The sequence below is a fragment of the Chryseobacterium sp. 2VB genome (genome assembly GCF_005503635.1).
Classification (GTDB): Bacteria; Bacteroidota; Bacteroidia; order Flavobacteriales; family Weeksellaceae; genus Chryseobacterium; species Chryseobacterium cupriresistens.
Genome location: NZ_SCNC01000008.1, coordinates 78,554 through 98,093, shown reverse-complemented (window position 1 = coordinate 98,093; position 19,540 = coordinate 78,554). Strand labels below are relative to the sequence as shown.

13 protein-coding genes are annotated in these 19,540 nt (G+C 37.0%); 5 read left to right on the top strand and 8 right to left on the bottom strand.

Features of this window, described 5'->3' with window-relative positions; translation table 11 throughout:
- Positions 1-55 precede the first annotated feature (55 nt).
- The 5 genes from FFS26_RS09940 to FFS26_RS09920 all read right to left on the bottom strand — a co-directional run bounded on the left by FFS26_RS09940 (position 56) and on the right by FFS26_RS09920 (position 9,495).
- Positions 56-2,293 (bottom strand): TonB-dependent receptor plug domain-containing protein, encoded by a 2,238-nt coding sequence (locus FFS26_RS09940; protein ID WP_137904946.1) that lies wholly within the window; start codon positions 2,291-2,293, stop codon positions 56-58.
- 43 nt (positions 2,294-2,336) lie between these two features.
- The gene (gene kdsA / locus FFS26_RS09935; protein WP_137904945.1) at positions 2,337-3,146 is read right to left on the bottom strand and encodes a 3-deoxy-8-phosphooctulonate synthase; all 810 of its coding nucleotides are present in this window, start codon (positions 3,144-3,146) and stop codon (positions 2,337-2,339) included.
- Positions 3,147-3,781: 635 nt separating this feature from the next.
- Complete coding sequence (locus tag FFS26_RS09930; protein WP_137904944.1) at positions 3,782-4,309, bottom strand: DUF1697 domain-containing protein; 528 nt, start codon at positions 4,307-4,309, stop codon at positions 3,782-3,784.
- A gap of 123 nt (positions 4,310-4,432) precedes the next feature.
- A complete protein-coding gene (locus FFS26_RS09925) occupies positions 4,433-5,926 on the bottom strand; it encodes a hypothetical protein (protein WP_137904943.1) in 1,494 nt (497 codons plus the stop codon).
- Between the two features lie 83 nt (positions 5,927-6,009).
- Complete coding sequence (locus FFS26_RS09920) at positions 6,010-9,495, bottom strand: DUF2723 domain-containing protein (protein ID WP_137904942.1); 3,486 nt, start codon at positions 9,493-9,495, stop codon at positions 6,010-6,012.
- 222 nt (positions 9,496-9,717) lie between these two features.
- On the opposite strand from FFS26_RS09920, the gene FFS26_RS09915 reads away from it, so the two are divergent.
- The 5 genes from FFS26_RS09915 to FFS26_RS09895 all read left to right on the top strand — a co-directional run bounded on the left by FFS26_RS09915 (position 9,718) and on the right by FFS26_RS09895 (position 16,391).
- The gene (locus FFS26_RS09915; protein ID WP_110010212.1) at positions 9,718-10,755 is read left to right on the top strand and encodes a PLP-dependent cysteine synthase family protein; all 1,038 of its coding nucleotides are present in this window, start codon (positions 9,718-9,720) and stop codon (positions 10,753-10,755) included.
- Between the two features lie 88 nt (positions 10,756-10,843).
- On the top strand, positions 10,844-12,115 hold the full coding sequence (locus FFS26_RS09910) for an aminotransferase class I/II-fold pyridoxal phosphate-dependent enzyme (RefSeq protein WP_171006283.1): 1,272 nt from the start codon (positions 10,844-10,846) through the stop codon (positions 12,113-12,115).
- A gap of 66 nt (positions 12,116-12,181) precedes the next feature.
- Complete coding sequence (locus FFS26_RS09905; RefSeq protein ID WP_110010214.1) at positions 12,182-13,060, top strand: DMT family transporter; 879 nt, start codon at positions 12,182-12,184, stop codon at positions 13,058-13,060.
- Between the two features lie 228 nt (positions 13,061-13,288).
- A complete protein-coding gene (locus FFS26_RS09900; RefSeq protein ID WP_110010215.1) occupies positions 13,289-14,050 on the top strand; it encodes a hypothetical protein in 762 nt (253 codons plus the stop codon).
- Between the two features lie 151 nt (positions 14,051-14,201).
- Positions 14,202-16,391, top strand: coding sequence for a B12-binding domain-containing radical SAM protein (locus tag FFS26_RS09895; RefSeq protein ID WP_137904941.1), 2,190 nt, complete (start codon positions 14,202-14,204; stop codon positions 16,389-16,391).
- Between the two features lie 336 nt (positions 16,392-16,727).
- Here FFS26_RS09895 and FFS26_RS09890 read toward each other — a convergent pair whose 3' ends face one another.
- The 3 genes from FFS26_RS09890 to atpD form a co-directional block, all read right to left on the bottom strand.
- Positions 16,728-17,546 carry a hypothetical protein gene (locus tag FFS26_RS09890; protein WP_110010217.1) on the bottom strand — a complete coding sequence of 273 codons (819 nt, stop codon included), beginning with the start codon at positions 17,544-17,546 and terminating at the stop codon, positions 16,728-16,730.
- A 78-nt stretch (positions 17,547-17,624) separates the two neighbouring features.
- Positions 17,625-17,906, bottom strand: coding sequence for a FoF1 ATP synthase subunit delta/epsilon (locus FFS26_RS09885; RefSeq protein ID WP_062674884.1), 282 nt, complete (start codon positions 17,904-17,906; stop codon positions 17,625-17,627).
- A gap of 81 nt (positions 17,907-17,987) precedes the next feature.
- Positions 17,988-19,496 (bottom strand): F0F1 ATP synthase subunit beta, encoded by a 1,509-nt coding sequence (gene atpD / locus FFS26_RS09880; RefSeq protein WP_062674887.1) that lies wholly within the window; start codon positions 19,494-19,496, stop codon positions 17,988-17,990.
- Positions 19,497-19,540 lie beyond the last annotated feature (44 nt).

Genomic DNA, 19,540 nt, shown 5'->3' with positions numbered 1-19,540 from the left:
TTATTTTACATATTTTCTGACAGATTAAGATAAAATCAACCTCAACCTTTAGTTTTTACAGTTTGAATTCCAGTTTTACATTAAAGAAACGGCCTGTAAGACGTACCGGAACAGGATACATATAATTGCTGTTATAATCTGTGATCCATTGGTTCGCTACCGTGTTATTGATATTGAATGCGTTAAAAACCTGAACTCCTAATGTAAGTTCTTCGAAATTACCCCAGAAACCGGATCTCTTATTTTTTTCTTTTGGATCAATAAATACCTTTGTCAACCCTAAGTCTACCCTTTTATAGGAAGGAAGGGTCTGCTGATAATTATAAGCTGAGCCAAAATCCGGCTGTCCGTTACTGTTGAATAGTACAGGAGCTCCTGTAGGTAATCCCATAGCGTACACCAAAGTAAGATTCACACGCATAGATGGAAAGCTTGGCATATAATCCTGATAGAACATCGCAAACCTCAACCTCTGATCTGTAGGTCTTGGAATATCTCCTCTTCCATCAATATTTTCATACACTCTGGCATAACTCGCAGATAACCATGAATCCACACCCGGAACAAATTCTCCGAATAGTCTGGTATCGATACCATAAGCATATCCTTTTGAATTATTCTGCCCGGAATAACGAATCCTTACATTATCCATATAATAAGGAATCAGGTTATCCATTTTCTTGTAATAAAGTTCCGTTGTCAGTTTGAATGGTCTGTCATACATCTGGAACTCATAATCATTGGCAAGAATGACCTGGATAGAACGCTGCGATTTTATATTAGAGTTAAAATTACCATCTAAATCTTTAATTTCTTTATAGAAAGGAGCCTGATAGTAGATTCCTCCTGAAATTTTGAACAACATATCGCTGTCCCAATCCGGTTTGATCGCAAACTGAGCTCTTGGTGAGAATATCGTTTCTTTATTGAAACTCCAGTTGGCAACACGTACTCCGGCATTCACAAATACTTTACTGGCACCCCAGTAGAACTTCTGTGAATACTGTGCATATGCTGAAAGTCTTGTAGGCTCAATATTATTTTGCCCGGCAATATAATAAGCAAGCTTAAGATCTCCTGTGGTTCCTGTTCTTGGATCAATAACTTCCGGTCTTGGAAGGCTGTATCCGGCAGAGTCTACCAATTTCCACTCATTGGTAAGATCTTTCAGGTTTTCTTTTTCATATTTGAAACCTACTTCAAAATCTGTATTGACATTGGGTGAAAATTTAGCTCTGAATTGTGTTCCGTAGGTTCTTACAAACAAGTCGTTTCTTGCATGTTCTATCTGCCCTCCAACATCAAAAGACGTTACAGGCTGCTGTGTCACAGGATCAAAAGTTTGCAGCTCGTATGCTGACTGTATCGTGTAATATTCTCTTTCTCTGTTCTGATAAGCAAAGGCATCCAGGGTAAGCTTCCACTTATCTGCCGGCTTATAGTTCATAGAGAATGTTCCCATCATATTTTTATATTGGTCATTTTCCTGACCTCCATATCCAATATTAACGGTAATAGGCTGCTGAAGACTTCCGAAAGTAACACTTTTTGCCCTTGGGATCATCTCATAATCATTCTTGGAATAATATCCGATGAATGACATGGAGAATTTGTCACTGACATGATAATTGAGATAAGACTGGAAATCCCAATAGGTTGGATTAAAGTCTGTATCTTCTTTTAAGGTATTAAGAACAAGGTTGGTATTTCTGTATCTGCCGGAAAATAAAGCAGTAAATTTTTTATTTTTTGAAGCCAGACCTGTTGTAAGCCTTCCTCCAATTAAGCTTGCCTCTCCTGAAACTTCAAATTTTTCAGGCTCACGGTAATAGATATTTAAGGCAGAAGACATTTTATCGCCATACTTAGCTTCAAATCCTCCCGCAGAGAAATTCACTGCAGAAACCATATCCGGGTTGATAATACTCATTCCTTCCTGTTGAGAGTTTCTGATCAGGAAAGGTCTGTAGATCTCAATATCATTAATGTAGATCAGGTTTTCATCATAGTTTCCACCACGAACCATATATTGTGAGGACAGCTCGGTATTGGAGTTTACGGAAGGTAGTGTTTTAAGCAATCCTTCAATCCCACCATTTATAGAAGCTACTGATTTCGCTTCTTTTGCTGAAATTCTTACGTTGGTAAGGTCGTTTGTTTTTCCTGTTGCTTTTTTCTGGAAGACAACTTCCTCTATATCGGTTACTTTAGTGGTCGCTGTATCTTTTTTCCTTTGTTGGGAGAAAAACAATACAGGGACCATAAGGCTTAGCGGTAAAACTAGTTTTTTCAAAAGAAATGTTTTAGAATTTCTAAAATTAATGTTTTTTTAACAATTACAAAATCGATTCTCTAATTCTTGTCAATTTTTGTAACAAATCTTCTAATAAATCTAATCTTAACATGTTGGCACCATCAGATAACGCGGTTTCCGGTGTAGGATGTGTTTCGATGAAAATTCCGTCTGCTCCCACTGCAATTCCTGCTTTGGCAACGGTTTCAATAAGGTCCGGTCTTCCGCCTGTAACGCCTGAGCTTTGATTAGGTTGCTGCAGAGAGTGCGTAACGTCCAGAATCACAGGGGCGTATTCTCTCATGGTAGGAATTCCTCTGTAATCCACGATAAGATCCGTATATCCGAAAGAATTTCCTCTTTCAATGATGGCTACTTTCTGATTGTTGGAATCTGTAATTTTCTGAACGGCAAACTTCATCGCTTCCGGAGAAAGGAACTGACCTTTTTTAAGGGTAACACATTTTCCTGTTTTAGCAGCAGCCACCAATAAATCAGTCTGGCGCACCAGGAATGCAGGAATCTGTAAAACATCCACATACTGTGCTGCTAATGCTGCATGTTCATTCTCATGAATATCTGTTGTGGTGGGAATATTGAATGTCTCTCCCACTTTTTTAAGAATTTCCAGAGATTTCTCTTCACCAATGGTTGTAAAAGAATCTACACGGCTTCTGTTAGCCTTTTTGAAGCTTCCTTTGAAAATATAGGGAATATTGTATTTGTCTGTAATACTGATTACTTTTTCAGCAATTCTTAATGCCATATCTTCCCCTTCAATAATACAAGGTCCGGCAATAAGGAAAAAGTTTTTTGAATCTTTGTGCGAAATATTATCTAAATACTGAATCATTTTGTTGTAATTAAAAAGTTCAGTAAAAATACTGAGAAAGTTTCACAAATGGAAATTATTTGATTGCTTTAACAGGCTATGGCTGCAATCGTTTTTGGCTTTTGGATTTCTGATTATTTATTGATGGATGCTTCGACAGGCTCAGCATGACAACACTAATACTAACAGTTAATGAGGACTTGATAATTGATGGATGCTTCGACAGGCTCAGCATGACAACTCTAATACTAGCTGTTTTATTAATGTGAAAATCATAATACAAAGTATAAACCATCAATGTACAAACACATCGAGGTCACGTTACATTAACGTTATTTTTTAGCGGTGTCATGCTAAGCCTGTCGAAGCATTGGGATAATTATTTAGAATTTTTTTTAAATTTTCTCATGCCTTTTCACCTTCCTGCACGATCTTTAAGACTTTTTTTGCCCAGTACTTTCCAAAGGTAGAATCTGCGTAGATCAGCAAAATCTGTGGGAAACTCTACTATAATTTATAAAAATAAAATAGGTTTTGGCTGAAGCCAATGGCTGTTACTTTTATTGATAAACGGGCTAAAGCCCATTCCTATTGAATTTCCAATAAATGTTATAATATAACTGGATAAGCTATATCCGAAGGGTAATTCGTGTATTTTAATTCATCTTTTTCAAAATCTTCTCAAAAGTATTCACATTTCTGGTGGTAAACTGATCTTTAAGGCTCTTTTTACCTAATACTTTCCCGAAGGTAGAATCTAAGGTATTTCCTTTCGGAACCTGCCAGTAAAATATATCATTGATGATCTCCGCTTTCTCATTTTCTGCCTGAGTGGCTTTCTGAAACTCCTCCATCAAAACCTTTTCCACTCCGGGAATCCCTACAAAGCCATAGATGTGAAATGTATCGTTCTTTTCAAAAGGAATACTGTTCCAGAACACTTCTATTTCTTCCTGAGTTTTCACAAACAAAAAAGCTTCGTAAGAAAAATGGTCAGACATCGCTTTTTCAAGAATGGTCTTTAACTCCTTCACATTTTTATCTGAAGAAAACACAATATTTCCGGACGCCAATATTGAACTTACGTCTTTCATCCCCGCATCTTTAAAAACCTGGCAGACTTCCGCCATTTTCATATTGGTTCCTTTTACGTTGACGCCGCGGAGAAAAGCACAGTATTTCATTTTTTCAGGTATTAGGTTTTAGATATTAGGTTGCAGTGATTGTTGGGTCGGAGGGTTTGAGAGTATTAGAGTGAAAGAGTTATTATAAAACTTTTTTCTGAATTCTTTCAATTTTTAAATCTTTTAATCAATTCTAATGTACAAATTATAGTCTGTTCCGGAAGGTTTCAGATGGTATATTTTTTCCAGAATCTTATGATCACTATTCAGATGATCTTTCACACGGAATTCCTTCAAAAGCTTATAATGGGTTTTATAGTATTCTGAATTGGCGTTCTTCTCTTCATATAAATTCTGATAAGAAAGAAGATATTTCGGTTTTCTTGTTTTTACCGTGTTGATCCAGTAATTTGTTTTATCTTTTTTAATTTCCTCCTGAATCTGTTTATCTACCAATCCAACCTCATCAATCGTTTTTAATCCTGAAAAATAAGGCACATAACCTGCCGGCTCCAATAAAATCCATTGGTTTTTATCTTTTTCATATTGGTTTAAAAAGGTACCAATTGTTCTGCGGTAGTTCCATTCTCCGTTTCCTGTTGCAATACAGTGAACCGTCTGGAAAACAAGCATCGGAAAAATGTAGAATACAATTAATAATGAAAGCCATAGGTTTTTCTTCTCTTTCTGTTCCAGTACGAAAATAAGAACAGGAACAAAAAGTAAAAGCTGCGGCACCCAGTAATACCAGTCGAATAAGCTTTTTTGAGAAATGAATATGATTTGTTTTGCCCATCCGAAAAGGAAAATCATCCACAAAAAGTAGTTTCTTTTTTCCCTTTGTCTGATCAGATAAATAAAGCAAAGCAATTCAAAAACCAAAACTACGATAGTCAGCGGATTGAAATCTCCCGGAACTTTCAGCATTCCCCAGAAATTTCCAAAGCTTTTAAAGAAATACCCGATATGCTGCTGGATCGTAAAATTTTCACTGTAAAGCAATTTTTTTGCGGTAATGGTATTGTTCACCAGTTCACCAAAGTAAAACCAGTTGAAAGCAACTGTTGATAAAACTCCAAAAGCTCCTCCAAAAATATAATTCCATCTTATTTTTCTATTCCAGAATAAATCTACAAGGAATACAATTCCCAGGAATATGACGGTATCAATTCTGGTAAACATGATTAAAACGGGAAGAAGTGTCACAACCCATTTTTTCCCTTTGTTAAATCCGTAGTACAGCAATGCCATCTCCAGAAAAAACAGAATTCCATATTCCATACCAAGGATTGAAATTTTAATGGCGGGCGGTAAAATACCGACCAGAAATATAAAGATTGCCTTATGCCATGGATTTTTTAAAACCAGATTAGACAGCCATAAAGTTCCTATGGTAAACAGTATGGAATTAAAAATCAAAAGAGGCTCAATAAAATTTTCTTTTCCAAAAACAAGATTGAAAATATAGGATACAAAAACATACAGATGTGTTGTAGATGCAGAAATTTTAGTATCTCCATTGAAGCCGATTACTCCATAATCCAATAGATTCTGGGCAACTCTCCAGGTGATAAACGCATCTTCCTGGATATAGTGCGTTAATAAAAAAAGAAGTTTAAAAAGAACCGTAGCAATGACGGCATACATTGGGAATTTGTTATTTTGTGTTTCGGACATTATGTATTTTTACTTTCACAAATATAATCTTAAAATTCAGGATTCCCAATAATAAAAAAACGGAACCGAAGTTCCGTTTTATTTTATTTTGTTGCTTTGATAATTGCAGTCGTAATCTGATTTTCCTTTTCTTTGGAATAGGTAGAATCATAAGGCTCCATCACATCAAATAAGTACTGATAGAAAGGCGTAATTTCCTGTACATTTTCAGACTCTTTCATCGCCTTATCTCTGCCCATTTCCTGAAGATCTTTGATAAATACATTGAACTTCTTGTCAATCGGCTCTATGGATTTTACCAGATAAGCATATGCTTTTTCTTTCTGTCCGATCTTTGTATAAGCATCTGTTACTGCAGAAACCACAAGAGAATATTCCATTGGTTTTGTTCTCATTTGTCTTCTCAGATAGCTTTGATCTGCTTTGGAAAGACTTAAATAATAATCATACTCTTCAAAGATTCCTTTTTTAAGTACTTCAGCAATCTGAAGACCTTTCTGTTCCTGTCCTGCAATAATGTATCCTGAAACAATTGAACTTAATGAACGGGGATCATTATATTTCTCTGCCGGAATTTCTTTGGCTGCAAGATCCAGAATTTCCAATGCTTTTGCTTTCTGTCCGCTTAATGCTAGGGCTGCTGCCGCTCTGCTTGCTGACATTCTGTAGCTGATGATATTGGAAGTTGCCGTTTCATCAAAGTGAGCATTTAAGTTTTTGAAGTTCCCCCATCTGAAGTTTTTCACTACATTATAAAGAGAATTGGCATCTACTCTTCCCATATCTCCATCAGCGCTCGGAGGCGTCTGGATAGGAATCAATCTGTAACTGAATCCGTCAAACTGAAGGTAATCGTTCAGATAGAAAATATTTTCGCTGTCATAAATACCTCCTGATGAGAAGTTGATCGGACGCTTCCAGTCGAAGTTCGCTAAAAGATCCATCAAAATCAGGTTATTCTTATAAAGCGTATTTCCTTTGTAAGTAATCATGATCTGATTAGCAACATTCGGAAGATCTTCTTTGTTGATGATGCCTGCTTTTAAAGCATTTTCTTTGTTAACAGGAAGGATGAATTTGTTGACCGGAAGGATATTGTATTTTTCAAATTTCTCTTCCCCGAAATACATTTTCAACAATTCGTCTTTTTCAGGAGATTTGAATTTAATGAATTCAATCGCCTGTTTCAAGGTTAGAGAATCCTGAGTAAGATATTTTCTGAACGACTGGAATTCTGTTTCCGGAGCTCCCTGTTCTTTCAACATAGAGAAAACACCTTCCCAATCTTCCTTCTTCATCATATAGATCTGGTCGTTTACCCCATCTCTATAGTCGTCGTGTGTCAGCTGGCTAGGGATTCCCATCGCATTGTACGTTCTTCTTTTGATCTGATCCAGATTCCATGGAGTTGAGGCAAGGGTAAAGTTAACCACCTTCACATCATCCCTGAACTGCTCCGTCTCCTGAATAGCCCAAACCGGGTAAGTATCGTTATCTCCGTAAACGAAAAGGATATCGTTTTTCGGCAATGATTTTAACACTGAATACGCATAGTCGTATGCAGTATATCTGTTGCTTCTGTCATGAACATTATAGTTCTGGAAGCCCATCATGAATGGTACTCCTAATAAAACCACTCCCAGAGCAATATTAGCCCCGTTTGATTTTATTTTAGATTGTAAGAACCAAAGAATAGCTCCGGCACCCAAACCGATCCAGATCGCAAATGCATAGAATGAACCTACCATTGCATAATCTCTTTCTCTCGGTTCAAAAGGTTTTACCCCTGTATAGAAAACAATTCCTACACTTGTTAAAATAAATAAAGATAACAGTGCATAGAATCTTCCAAAGTCTCTGTTCAATTGGAAAAAGAACCCAATCAATCCTAGAATTAATGGAAGGAAGAAGAATTTTACTGTACTTTCATTCTTGAATTTAGCAGGCATTTTATCCTGATTTCCTACCGTAGCATTATCAATGAAAGGAATACCGGAAATCCAGTTTCCTTTTGTGCTTTCCATGTTTCCTTCAAGATCATTTTGTCTTCCTACGAAGTTCCACATGAGGTATCTTACAAAATAATATCCGTTCTGAAACGTAATAAAATAATCCATATTCTGAAGGAATGAAGGCTTCTGAACATTGATCAGGTTATAAGGTTTTACTTTCAGATAATCTGAAGCGGTAATTGATTTATCTTCATATTTTGCTCTCAGTTCGTCAAAGATCTGCTTTGCCTGCGGATTGTCTGCCACATCTTCATTAGAATAATTGAATGTAAAATCAGGAGCGCCATACATAGAAATATAGTTGGCCATTACATCCTTATCTTCATTAAACATTCTCGGCATTAAGCTTACCTGAGACTTGTTGAATACATAATTGAAACGGTCTCCCGTTTTTCTGTAGGTTCCGGTTTTTTCATCTTTTTCGTAGATTTCTCCGGTTTTCTGTGTCTTAAAGCTTCCGTCTTCGTTTTTCTCAATTCCGTTAGCATCAAGGAAAGCCGTGTAGTTTTGTCCGTAAATAGTTGGCCAGTCACCATACTGCTCTCTGTTATAATAATCCAGCATACCAATTGCTGTATCCGGATCATTAAGGTTCATCGGCGGATTAGCATTCGCTCTGATAGGAATAACCATCCAGCAGGAGAATCCGATCATCATGAAAACTACAGATAATGCAGCCGTCTGATAAATGTTTCTTTTGGCCTTTCTTGCATATTTAATTAAGAAGTAGCAGATCGCTACCATTAAAATAAACGCTGCAATGGTTCCTGAATGGAAAGGAAGTCCAAGACCATTCACAAAGAAAATCTCAAGTCTTCCGAACATCGTCATAATTAAAGGGAAAATAATTTTGAAAACGATAATCAAAATTCCCAGTGTAATAAGGTTTGCCCAGATAAAGTTTTTCCAGGTAAACTTGTAATTTCTTGCATAATATACCAGACATACTGCAGGAATTGCCAGCATACACATCATGTGTACTCCCACAGAAAGTCCTAAAATGAAGAAAATAAGAATAATCCATCTTTCACTGTCTCCCGCCTGATACTCATTCTCCCATTTGGTGATCAACCAGACCAAAAGCGCAATAAACATAGAAGCCATAGAGTAAACCTCTCCTTCTACTGCAGAGAACCAGAACGTATCTGAGAACGTAAAGCAAAGTGCTCCCACTGCTCCTGCAAATAAAATAGAGATTTCCTGATGTTTTGTAATTTCTTCAAAATCTTTGTTTAAAAGTCTTCTCACAAAATGAGTGATCGTCCAAAACAAAAATAAAATAGTCAGCGCACTGAACAATGCAGACATCGCGTTGATCACGATAGAATAGTTTTCGCCTTTCCCTAATGCAAAAATGGCTGCCACGGCACCCACTATCTGGAATAAAGCAGCTCCGGGAGCGTGCGTTACTTCAAGTTTTACTGCAGAAGAAATGTACTCGCCACAATCCCAAAAACTGAAATTGGGTTCTATGGTGGACAAGTACGTGAAGAAAGCAATAACGAAAATCACCCATCCTGAAACGGTGTTCCATTGCCTAAAAGTCCAATTTTTCATAGTATTAAATCAATTATGCGAAAATAAGGCTTTTATCTTATTTTATGCGGGTTTTAACAAAATTTAAAAATTTTGGCGCAGTATTTGCGATTATACTCGTGTCAAAACTGAAAATACGAAAATATTTTTTTACAAACTATGCCCCAGAAATCAAACAAAAGTTTAGTAATTATTTATTTTTTTGTATTTTTGCAGTCAGATTTTTATTGAAAATAACAAATAATGAGTAATGTTTACGATAATATTCTTGGCCTGATAGGACACACTCCGATGGTGAAGCTAAATACTGTGACAAAAGATATTCCAGCAACCATTTATGCCAAGTTAGAATCATATAATCCTGGACATTCCACCAAAGACCGAATCGCACTTCATATTATAGAAAACGCAGAGAAAAAAGGCCTTTTAAAGGAAGATTCTGTAGTTGTAGAAACTACTTCCGGTAATACCGGATTTTCTATTGCGATGGTGTGTATCATTAAGGGATATAAATGTATTCTTGCAGTAAGTGATAAAACAAAACCTGAAAAAATTGCTTATCTGAAAGCATTGGGAGCTACGGTGTATATATGCCCGGCCAATGTACCGGCAGATGATCCAAGGTCATATTATGAAGTAGCTAAAAGAATCGCTCAGGAAACTCCTAATTCTATTTACATCAATCAATATTTTAATGAGTTGAATATTGATGCACACTATCAGACAACAGGTCCAGAGATCTGGGAACAGACACAAGGTAAGATCACTCACCTTTTTGCCTGCACCGGGACGGGGGGTACACTGTCTGGTTCTGCCAAATTTTTGAAGGAAAAAAATCCTGATATCAAGATTATTGGTGTAGATGCAGACGGTTCTATCCTTAAAAGCTACCACGAAACAGGAGAAATACACAAAGAAGATGTACATCCTTATCAGATTGAAGGAATGGGTAAAAACCTGATCCCTTCCGCCCTGCTTTTCGACAAGGTGGATGAGTTTGTAAGGGTAAATGATGAAATGTCCGCGTACAGAACCCGCGAAATCGCTTTGAAAGAAGCCATCATGGGAGGTTATACTACCGGAGCTGTAACCCAGGGATTGATGCAGTATGCCCAATCTCATGAACTTACAGAAAATGACGTAGTTGTTTTGATTTATCCTGACCACGGTTCCAGATACATCACCAAAGTATACAGTGACAAATGGATGGCTGAACAGGGATTTGTTAACAATTGTGTTCACAACTATGACGAAGTTTTCAAAACCGAGTTTATCAAATAAGAACGAATAAAATCACGATACAAATAAATAAAGCCTTTTGCGTATTCAGACAAAAAAGGCTTTATTACTTAAAAATTACGATACAATGTTGGATATTTTTGAAAGAATAAAAGAAAATCCAGGACCACTTGGACAATTTGCAGATTATGGTGAAGGCTATTTTATTTTCCCAAGATTAGAGGGACCTATTGGCCCGAGAATGCAATTTCAGGGGAGAGAAGTAATTTTCTGGAGTGCCAATGACTATTTAGGGCTGTGTAATCACCCTGAAGTAATAGAAGCGGATGCGAAAGCGGCTGCAGAATATGGAATGTTCTATCCAATGGGTGCAAGAGCAATGTCCGGAGAAACAGACCAGCACCTTCAGCTGGAAAGAGAACTGGCAGACTTCGTAAAAAAAGAATCAGCATATTTATTGAATTTCGGTTACCAGGGAATGGTTTCTACCATTGATGCTTTGGTAAGCAGAAATGATGTGATTGTTTATGATATGGATTCTCATGCCTGCATCGTGGATGGAGTAAGACTTCATTCCGGTAAAAGATTTACCTACAAGCATAATGATATGGCAAGTCTGGAGAAAAACCTTCAGAGAGCCACTAAAGTAGCCGAAGAAACAGGAGGAGGTATTCTTGTAATCACTGAAGGAGTTTTCGGGATGAGAGGACAGCAGGGAAAAATCAAAGAGATCTGCGATCTTAAATCCAAATATCAGTTCAGACTTTTAGTAGATGATGCTCATGGTTTCGGAACACTTGGTAAAACAGGTGCCGGTGTGGGTGAAGAGCAGGATTGCAACGATCAGATTGATGTGTATTTCTCTACTTTTGCCAAATCAATGGCTGGTTTCGGAGCATTCCTTGCGGGTGACAAAGAAATCATCAGATATCTGAAATTCAACCTGAGATCACAAATCTTCGCAAAATCCCTTACCATGCCAATGGTGATCGGAGGTCTGAAAAGACTGGAACTGTTGAGATCAAGACCTGAGATCAAAGCTAAACTTTGGGAGAATGTTTACAAATTACAGAACGGACTTAAAGAAAGAGGATTCAACATTGGAGACACGAATACTTGTGTAACTCCGGTAATGATGCAGGGAACTCCGGTAGAGGCTACTCTATTGGTAAAAGATTTAAGAGAGAATTATGGTATCTTCACCTCTGTGGTGGTATATCCGGTCATTCCGAAGGGAATGATTCTTTTAAGACTGATTCCTACCGCTTCTCATACCGATGCAGAGATTAATGAAACTCTGGCAGCGTTTGAAGCTATTCACGATAAATTAGTAGGTGGCTACTACAAAGAGCAGGAAGAAAAATTACTGCAGGAACAAGGATTAAGTTTTAAACCGATTTAATCTTAAAAAAATAAAGAAAGCCACTGATTGATTCAGTGGTTTTTTTGTTTAATAACTATAATGCACATGAAACTTAGAGGTTACACACTGGGAATTTTGTCGGCCGTTTCCTATGGTCTGATTCCGATTTTTATTCTGCCCGTAAAACAGGCGCACTTTTCAATGGATATTACGCTGTTTTACAGATTTTTCTTTTCAGCATTAATGGTGGGAGGATATCTGCTGTATTCAGGGGAGAGTTTTAGAATCAATAAAAAAGAGGTCTTAATCCTGGCCATCCTTGGTATCTGTTATGCCCTTTCTTCAGAGTTTCTCTTTTTAGGGTATGATTTCCTGACCCCCGGAATTGCCTCTACCGTTTTATTTATTTATCCGATTATTGTCGCATTGATCATGCTTTTCTTTTATAAGGAGAAGCTTACCAGATTATCCGGAGCTTCTTTACTTCTTGCTTTCGCGGGAGTTATTGTTTTATGTTTAAAAGGAAAAGGACTGGAAATCAACTTTGCAGGGTTGGGAATTGTCATGCTCAGTTCACTGTTCTATGCTTTATATATGGTTATCGTCAACAAGTCGAATATCAAGGTTTCCGGATTCAAGCTTACATTTTATTCAATGCTTTTCACCTCACTGTTCTTTATGTCCAAAGCGGTCACAGCACACGCATCGTTTGCTATTCCTTCAACAGAGATCTTCATTAACTTCCTTATTTTTGCCTTTCTGACTACGGTGATTTCCAGTCTTTGTCTGGTATATGCTATTAAATATATCGGATCTACTCCTGTTGCTATTTTGGGAGCTTTGGAACCTGTAGTTGCTGTATTGATCAGTGTCCTGATGTTTCATGAAAAATTCACTCTGAATTTACTCATCGGGATTACTTTAATTCTTTTGGGAGTTACCCTGAATGTGATTGGAGACCAAAAGAAAATAAATCATATCTAAAATTTTTATTGACTGATATACAAAATAATACAAAAGCCGGACTTCTTGATGAGTTCGGTTTTTGTATGAAATAATCTAATTTTTCAGCTCAGGAAATCATCAAAAAGAAAAATATTTGAAAAAATACATCTCTTTCTGGCGTAACACAATTTATCTGACTATATTGCATCAGTCTATTAACAGGTGTTTCCCCCACCGAATAGATAATGTATATACTTTTAAAAACCGATGAAAGAATTGCAAAAACTGACCAAAGACCAATTATACAAACAACTCAAAGAAAAATCAGAAAATCTATACAGCATTGCTCACGAAGCCCTGGAAAACAATTTTTTCAATGAAAGCGGCATAGATGAAGAAAGTCTTACTGAATTTCTCGAAATGCTGGACGATGAAACAGCAGAAAAGTTAAAGGACGCTTCCCTGTACATCAATAATGAAAATGATGCTCCTGAAATTGTTCTTATACAAAATGACAGCAATACTTCTCTGGAACTGATTACTTCCGAAGATGAAGGGTATAAAATCATTCTTATCGATGGTGATCTTCACTTATCGGAGAAGCTTTTTGTGGAAGATTTTATTATCCTTATTGTTACCGGTAATATCCAGGCAGAAAATATCATCATCAACGGTTCGCTGTATTGCGCTGGAAATGTTACCTCAAAAGTATTGTTTGGTGCTTCGGGGAATGATAATGAAACCTACATCGGAGGAAGCATTATGACTTCACTTATTGCAGAAAACGGACATTACACTGTTGCTGAAAGTAATATTTATTCCAGATACTTAATCAGTTTTCACAATGAGATCACAGGCAAAACCGGAAAGTTTATTGAAAATATCAGCCTGGAAAAACCTAGTGAAATAGAATTATTAAATCCGGCAATTCTTGATGAGGACGGATATTTTGATGAAGATGCTTTTCTAAACTTTATCGATAACAATGCTACTGATGCTTTGTTTAATAAACCCGCTGATTTATTCTAAGATACCATTTTCAAGATTGGAAATAAAACAATTGTGATAAAAAGGATGTAATAAAGCAAGCTATTTCTGAAGACTTTTTCGGACTGTTTATAATCAGGAGAAAAAATTTTTTTCTAAAAAAACTTTAGAATAACTTTGCAAAAAATTTCTGTTGAAAGACCTGCTTCTTATTACTCCGCCTTTTACCCAACTTAATACTCCTTATCCTGCAACGGCTTATATTAAAGGATTTTTAAATACCAAAAATATTTCCAGTTATCAGGTAGATTTGGGGATCGATGTTATTTTGGAATTATTTTCAAAGGACGGAATACTCAAGGTTTTCAATAAAGAAATTGATCTTCGGAACACCTCTGAAAATTCCCGGAGAATTTATGCCTTAAGAGAAGAGTATTTAAAAACGATAGATCAGGTGATTCCTTTTCTACAGGGAAAAACACCTACACTGGCAAGACAGATCTGCAGCATGAACTTTCTTCCCGAAGCTTCCCGTTTCAACCAGCTGGATGATATGGAATTTGCTTTTGGAAATATGGGACTTCAGGATAAAGCCAAACATCTGGCAACTTTGTACCTGGAAGATATTTCCGATTATATTGTAGAAAATATTGATGCTGATTTTGGTTTCAGCAGATATGCGGAACGCCTTGGAAAAAGTGCTAATTCTTTTGATGAACTTTATTCAAAACTATCTGGTGAGCCTACCTTTATTGATGAATTTACGTTAAAAATTCTTCAGGAAAAAATAGAAACCGTACAGCCAAAACTGGTTTGCTTTTCAATACCGTTTCCCGGTAATCTGTATTCCGGTTTCAAATGTGCCCAATGGATCAAAAAGTATTATCCTCACATTAAAATTGCGATGGGAGGAGGATTTCCCAATACAGAATTAAGAGAAGTTAAAGACCAGAGAGTATTTGAATTTTTTGATTTTATTACTTTAGATGACGGTGAGCTTCCATTGGAACTTCTTCACCAAAATTTAGAAATTCCCGCCGGGGAAGGCGAATTTAAAAGAACTTTTCTTCTCGAAAATAATGAAGTTGTCTACAAGAATAATTCTAAAAGGCATGACTTCAAACAGTCTGAAATAGGTACTCCCGATTATACAGATTTAAAACTGGATCAATATATTTCCGTTATCGAAATCGCCAATCCGATGCACAGTTTATGGAGCGACGGACGATGGAACAAACTGACGATGGCACACGGATGCTACTGGGGAAAATGTACATTCTGTGATATTTCTTTAGACTATATTAAAATCTACGAACCTATTTCTGCGAAAATTCTGGTAGACCGGATTGAAGAACTGATCCGTACAACCGGTGAGACAGGATTCCATTTTGTAGATGAAGCTGCTCCACCTGCCCTTATGAGAGAGGTTGCTCTGGAAATTCTCCGAAGAAATCTGGTGGTTACCTGGTGGACCAATATCCGTTTTGAAAAAAGCTTTACCCGTGATCTCTGTTATCTTCTGAAACTTTCAGGATGCGTGGCTGTTTCCGGTGGGCTTGAAGTAGCCAGCGACCGATTATTGAAATTAATTGATAAAGGAGTTTCTGTAGAACAGGTTGCCAATGTAACAAGAAATTTTACAGAAGCGGGAATTATGGTTCACGCTTATCTGATGTATGGCTATCCTACCCAAACGATTCAGGAAACTGTAGACTCCCTTGAAATGGTAAGACAAATGTTTGAAATGGGAATTCTTCAAAGCGGTTTCTGGCATCAGTTTGCGATGACCGCACACTCACCTGTCGGGATGAGCCCGGAAGATTTCGGTGTAGTTCCGGTAAAACAGGAAATTCTGTTTGCCAATAACGATGTAGATTTTAAAGATAAGACCGGAATCGATCATAACAGGTTCAGCTTCGGATTAAAGAAATCTTTATTCAATTATATGCATGGAGTCAATTTCGAACTGCCGCTTCAGGAATGGTTTGATTTTAAAATTCCAAGAACAACCATTCATCCGGATTATATTCACGACTGTCTTTTGGAAGATGGGCAGTTTCAGTTGAAGACCAATTCCAAAGTTGTCTTTTTAACCAAAAATGTAATCGCTGAGAATCGCGTAAAAAATAAAAAGAAATATTCTGGTACGTATACGCTTCTTACATTCCACTTAAAAACCAATATTGTGAAGGTGGAACTGGAACAGGAAAAAGCAGAATGGCTGATGAATGTACTGGAAGAAAATGCTGTTGAAAATTCTAAAAAACCTACTATTCAACAACTTAAAACTCAATTTGAAGAAAATTTCGATGATTTTGAGCTGTTCTGGTTCTCAAAACCAATGCAGCAATTGAAGGAAAACGGGGTGATTTTAAGTTTATAAAAAATTCCGTTTTTTTCTCAGGGATTTTTGTGATTGCAGAATTTTTGTCATTCTTTCTGAACGAATAACACCTGCTTCTATTCAATTATAATCTCCCACAGATTTTGATTTGAGAGAATAAAGTATTTTTTAATTTTGGAAGAATTTATTTAATATAAATCCAAATTTCTAACTACTACAAATAAAACGGCAAAATATTCCCCTCCTCCGGAGGGGTGGCGAAAATTCAAAGAATTTTTGACGGGGTGGTTAAGTTTTGGCTAAAGCCGGATGAATTTGATCCATAATAAAAAAAACGGGCTAAAGCCCGTTCCTATCTATAAAATCTGTATTACATTAATTAGGGGTCTCTTTTGAAACAGTACCTACGTTTACTTTTTCCTGTATTTTGATAAAATTGGGATCCATAATCGCCATGCGCTCAGCCAATGCTTTGTAGGTCGGGAATTTCAGGATTGAAGCTCTTCCGGACATTTCTCTGTAGATGGTAAAAGACTTTCCTCCCGCTGTTTTCAGCTGTTTTGTTGTGGTGATATACCTTCCGATAAGTTTACTTTTAGCATCATAAATTTCAATATCAATAGGTGTTTTGTCCATAATGGTATCTTCCGAACCAAAACTTACCGGCAGATTGGTAAAATACCCCACCGGAATGCCATTACTAAGGATCTCTCCTACTTTATTGACCTCAATATTCATCTTGTCTATTTTCTTTCTGATCGCATAAGCATCTTTTGTTTTAGCATCCAGCTTCCTTTTCGGGACATTTGAAAAAAGCTCATCCAGGTTTTTAACATTGATCCCTTTGTTATCAATAATTTTAAGATCTTTAACTGAAGTAAAGACTGCAGATTTTTCTTCTCCGGAAAATGCAGAAGGTGACGAGTAATCAATTTCGATGGTTTTGTCCCTGTTGTACACTCTGTTGACAATGATATAACTGTCGCGAACAGAATCCACGATGCTTTTATCAATGAATTTAATCGTATACATCGGGGTCTCTTTAAGATCCATAAACGTATATTCGCTGGATTTGTTGGAGAGCTTAGCTACCGGAATACCGTCAAGATTAATAATTCCTCTTTTGGTTTTGATATTCTGGGCATGGAGGAAAACACCCAGAACTGTAAATAATATGATTATGCCTCTCTTCATACAATCAGACTTTTACAAATAAAAAAAGTGTAACACAAAGTTACACTTTCTTGAAAATATATTTAGCTTTTCATTTAATTATTCACAAAGGATAATTCCTTTATTATGATTAAATTCTACAACACCGCTTTTGATAGCATAAGCAAAAACAGAGTCTTTTCCGGCTTCTTTAGTGAAATTTTTAGCATAAGCCTCATCAATAGAGTTAGCAAAAAGCTTTACATCACCTCCGATTAAAGAAGAAACAATTCCTGCGTGGTTTTTCATGATGTGAAATTCACCATTTTTTCCAGGCAACAATACTGAGTCTACTTCTCCTTCAAAAACTACGTACTCTGGTGTTAAAATTTTTATATTCATAGAAACAAATTTGAAATTTGATGTTTGAAATTTGAAATTACTCATCGAATTTCAAATTTCAAATCTCAAATTGTTAATAATTTATGCGTTTTCAGCTAACATTTTTTGTCCTGCTTCGATAGCTTCTTCGATGGTTCCTTTCAAGTTGAAAGCTGCTTCTGGTAAGTGATCTAATTCACCATCCATAATCATGTTGAATCCTTTGATTGTATCTTTGATGTCTACCAATGATCCTGGGATACCTGTAAACTGCTCTGCTACGTGGAAAGGTTGAGATAAGAATCTCTGAACTTTTCTTGCACGGTATACAACAGCTTTATCTTCTTCAGAAAGTTCTTCCATACCAAGGATTGCGATGATATCCTGAAGTGCTTTATATCTTTGAAGGATCTCTTTTACTCTTTGAGCACAGTTGTAGTGATCGTGACCGATAACTTCAGGAGCAAGGATTCTTGAAGTAGAAGCAAGTGGATCTACCGCTGGATAGATACCTAATGAAGCAATCTTTCTGTCAAGTACCGTAGTTGCATCCAAGTGAGCAAACGTAGTTGCAGGAGCCGGGTCAGTTAAGTCATCCGCAGGTACGTATACCGCCTGTACTGAAGTAATTGAACCATTTTTAGTTGAAGTAATTCTTTCCTGCATCGCACCCATTTCAGAAGCTAGCGTTGGTTGGTAACCTACCGCTGATGGCATACGACCAAGAAGTGCAGATACCTCAGAACCAGCCTGTGTAAAACGGAAGATGTTGTCTACGAAGAAAAGTACGTCTCTACCTTGTCCGCTTTCTCCACCGTCTCTGTAGTACTCAGCCAATGTAAGACCAGAAAGTGCTACTCTCGCTCTTGCACCTGGCGGCTCGTTCATCTGTCCGAAAACGAATGCAGCTTTTGAATCTTTCATAGCTTCTAAGTCTACTTTAGAAAGATCCCAACCTCCGTTTTCCATAGAGTGCATGAAATCATCACCATACTTGATAATACCTGATTCCAACATCTCTCTCAAAAGGTCATTTCCTTCTCTCGTTCTTTCACCTACTCCGGCGAATACAGAAAGACCTCCGTGTCCTTTTGCAATATTATTAATCAACTCCTGGATCAATACTGTTTTACCTACACCGGCACCACCGAACAATCCAATTTTACCTCCTTTTGCATAAGGCTCAACTAGGTCGATTACTTTAATCCCTGTAAATAAAACTTCTGCTGAAGTTGATAATTGATCAAATTTTGGAGCTGGTCTGTGAATTGGAAGACCACCATCCTTAGAAATATCTTGAAGTCCATCGATAGCATCACCAACAACGTTGAATAGTCTTCCGTTTACTGCCTCTCCGATAGGCATCATAATAGGATTTCCGTATCCAATTACGTCCTGCCCTCTTTTAAGACCGTCAGTAGCGTCCATTGCGATACATCTTACTGTATCTTCGCCAATATGTTGTTCTACCTCTAAAACTACTTTTTCACCGTTTTCTTTTGTAATTTCTAACGCGTCATAGATTGCTGGAACAGCTTCCACATCTGTGAAGACAACGTCGATTACCGGACCAATAATTTGAGAAATTTTACCTTTAATTTGGTTTGCCATTGCTAAATTTTTTCTTGGTGCAAATATAGTGATTCTTCATAAAC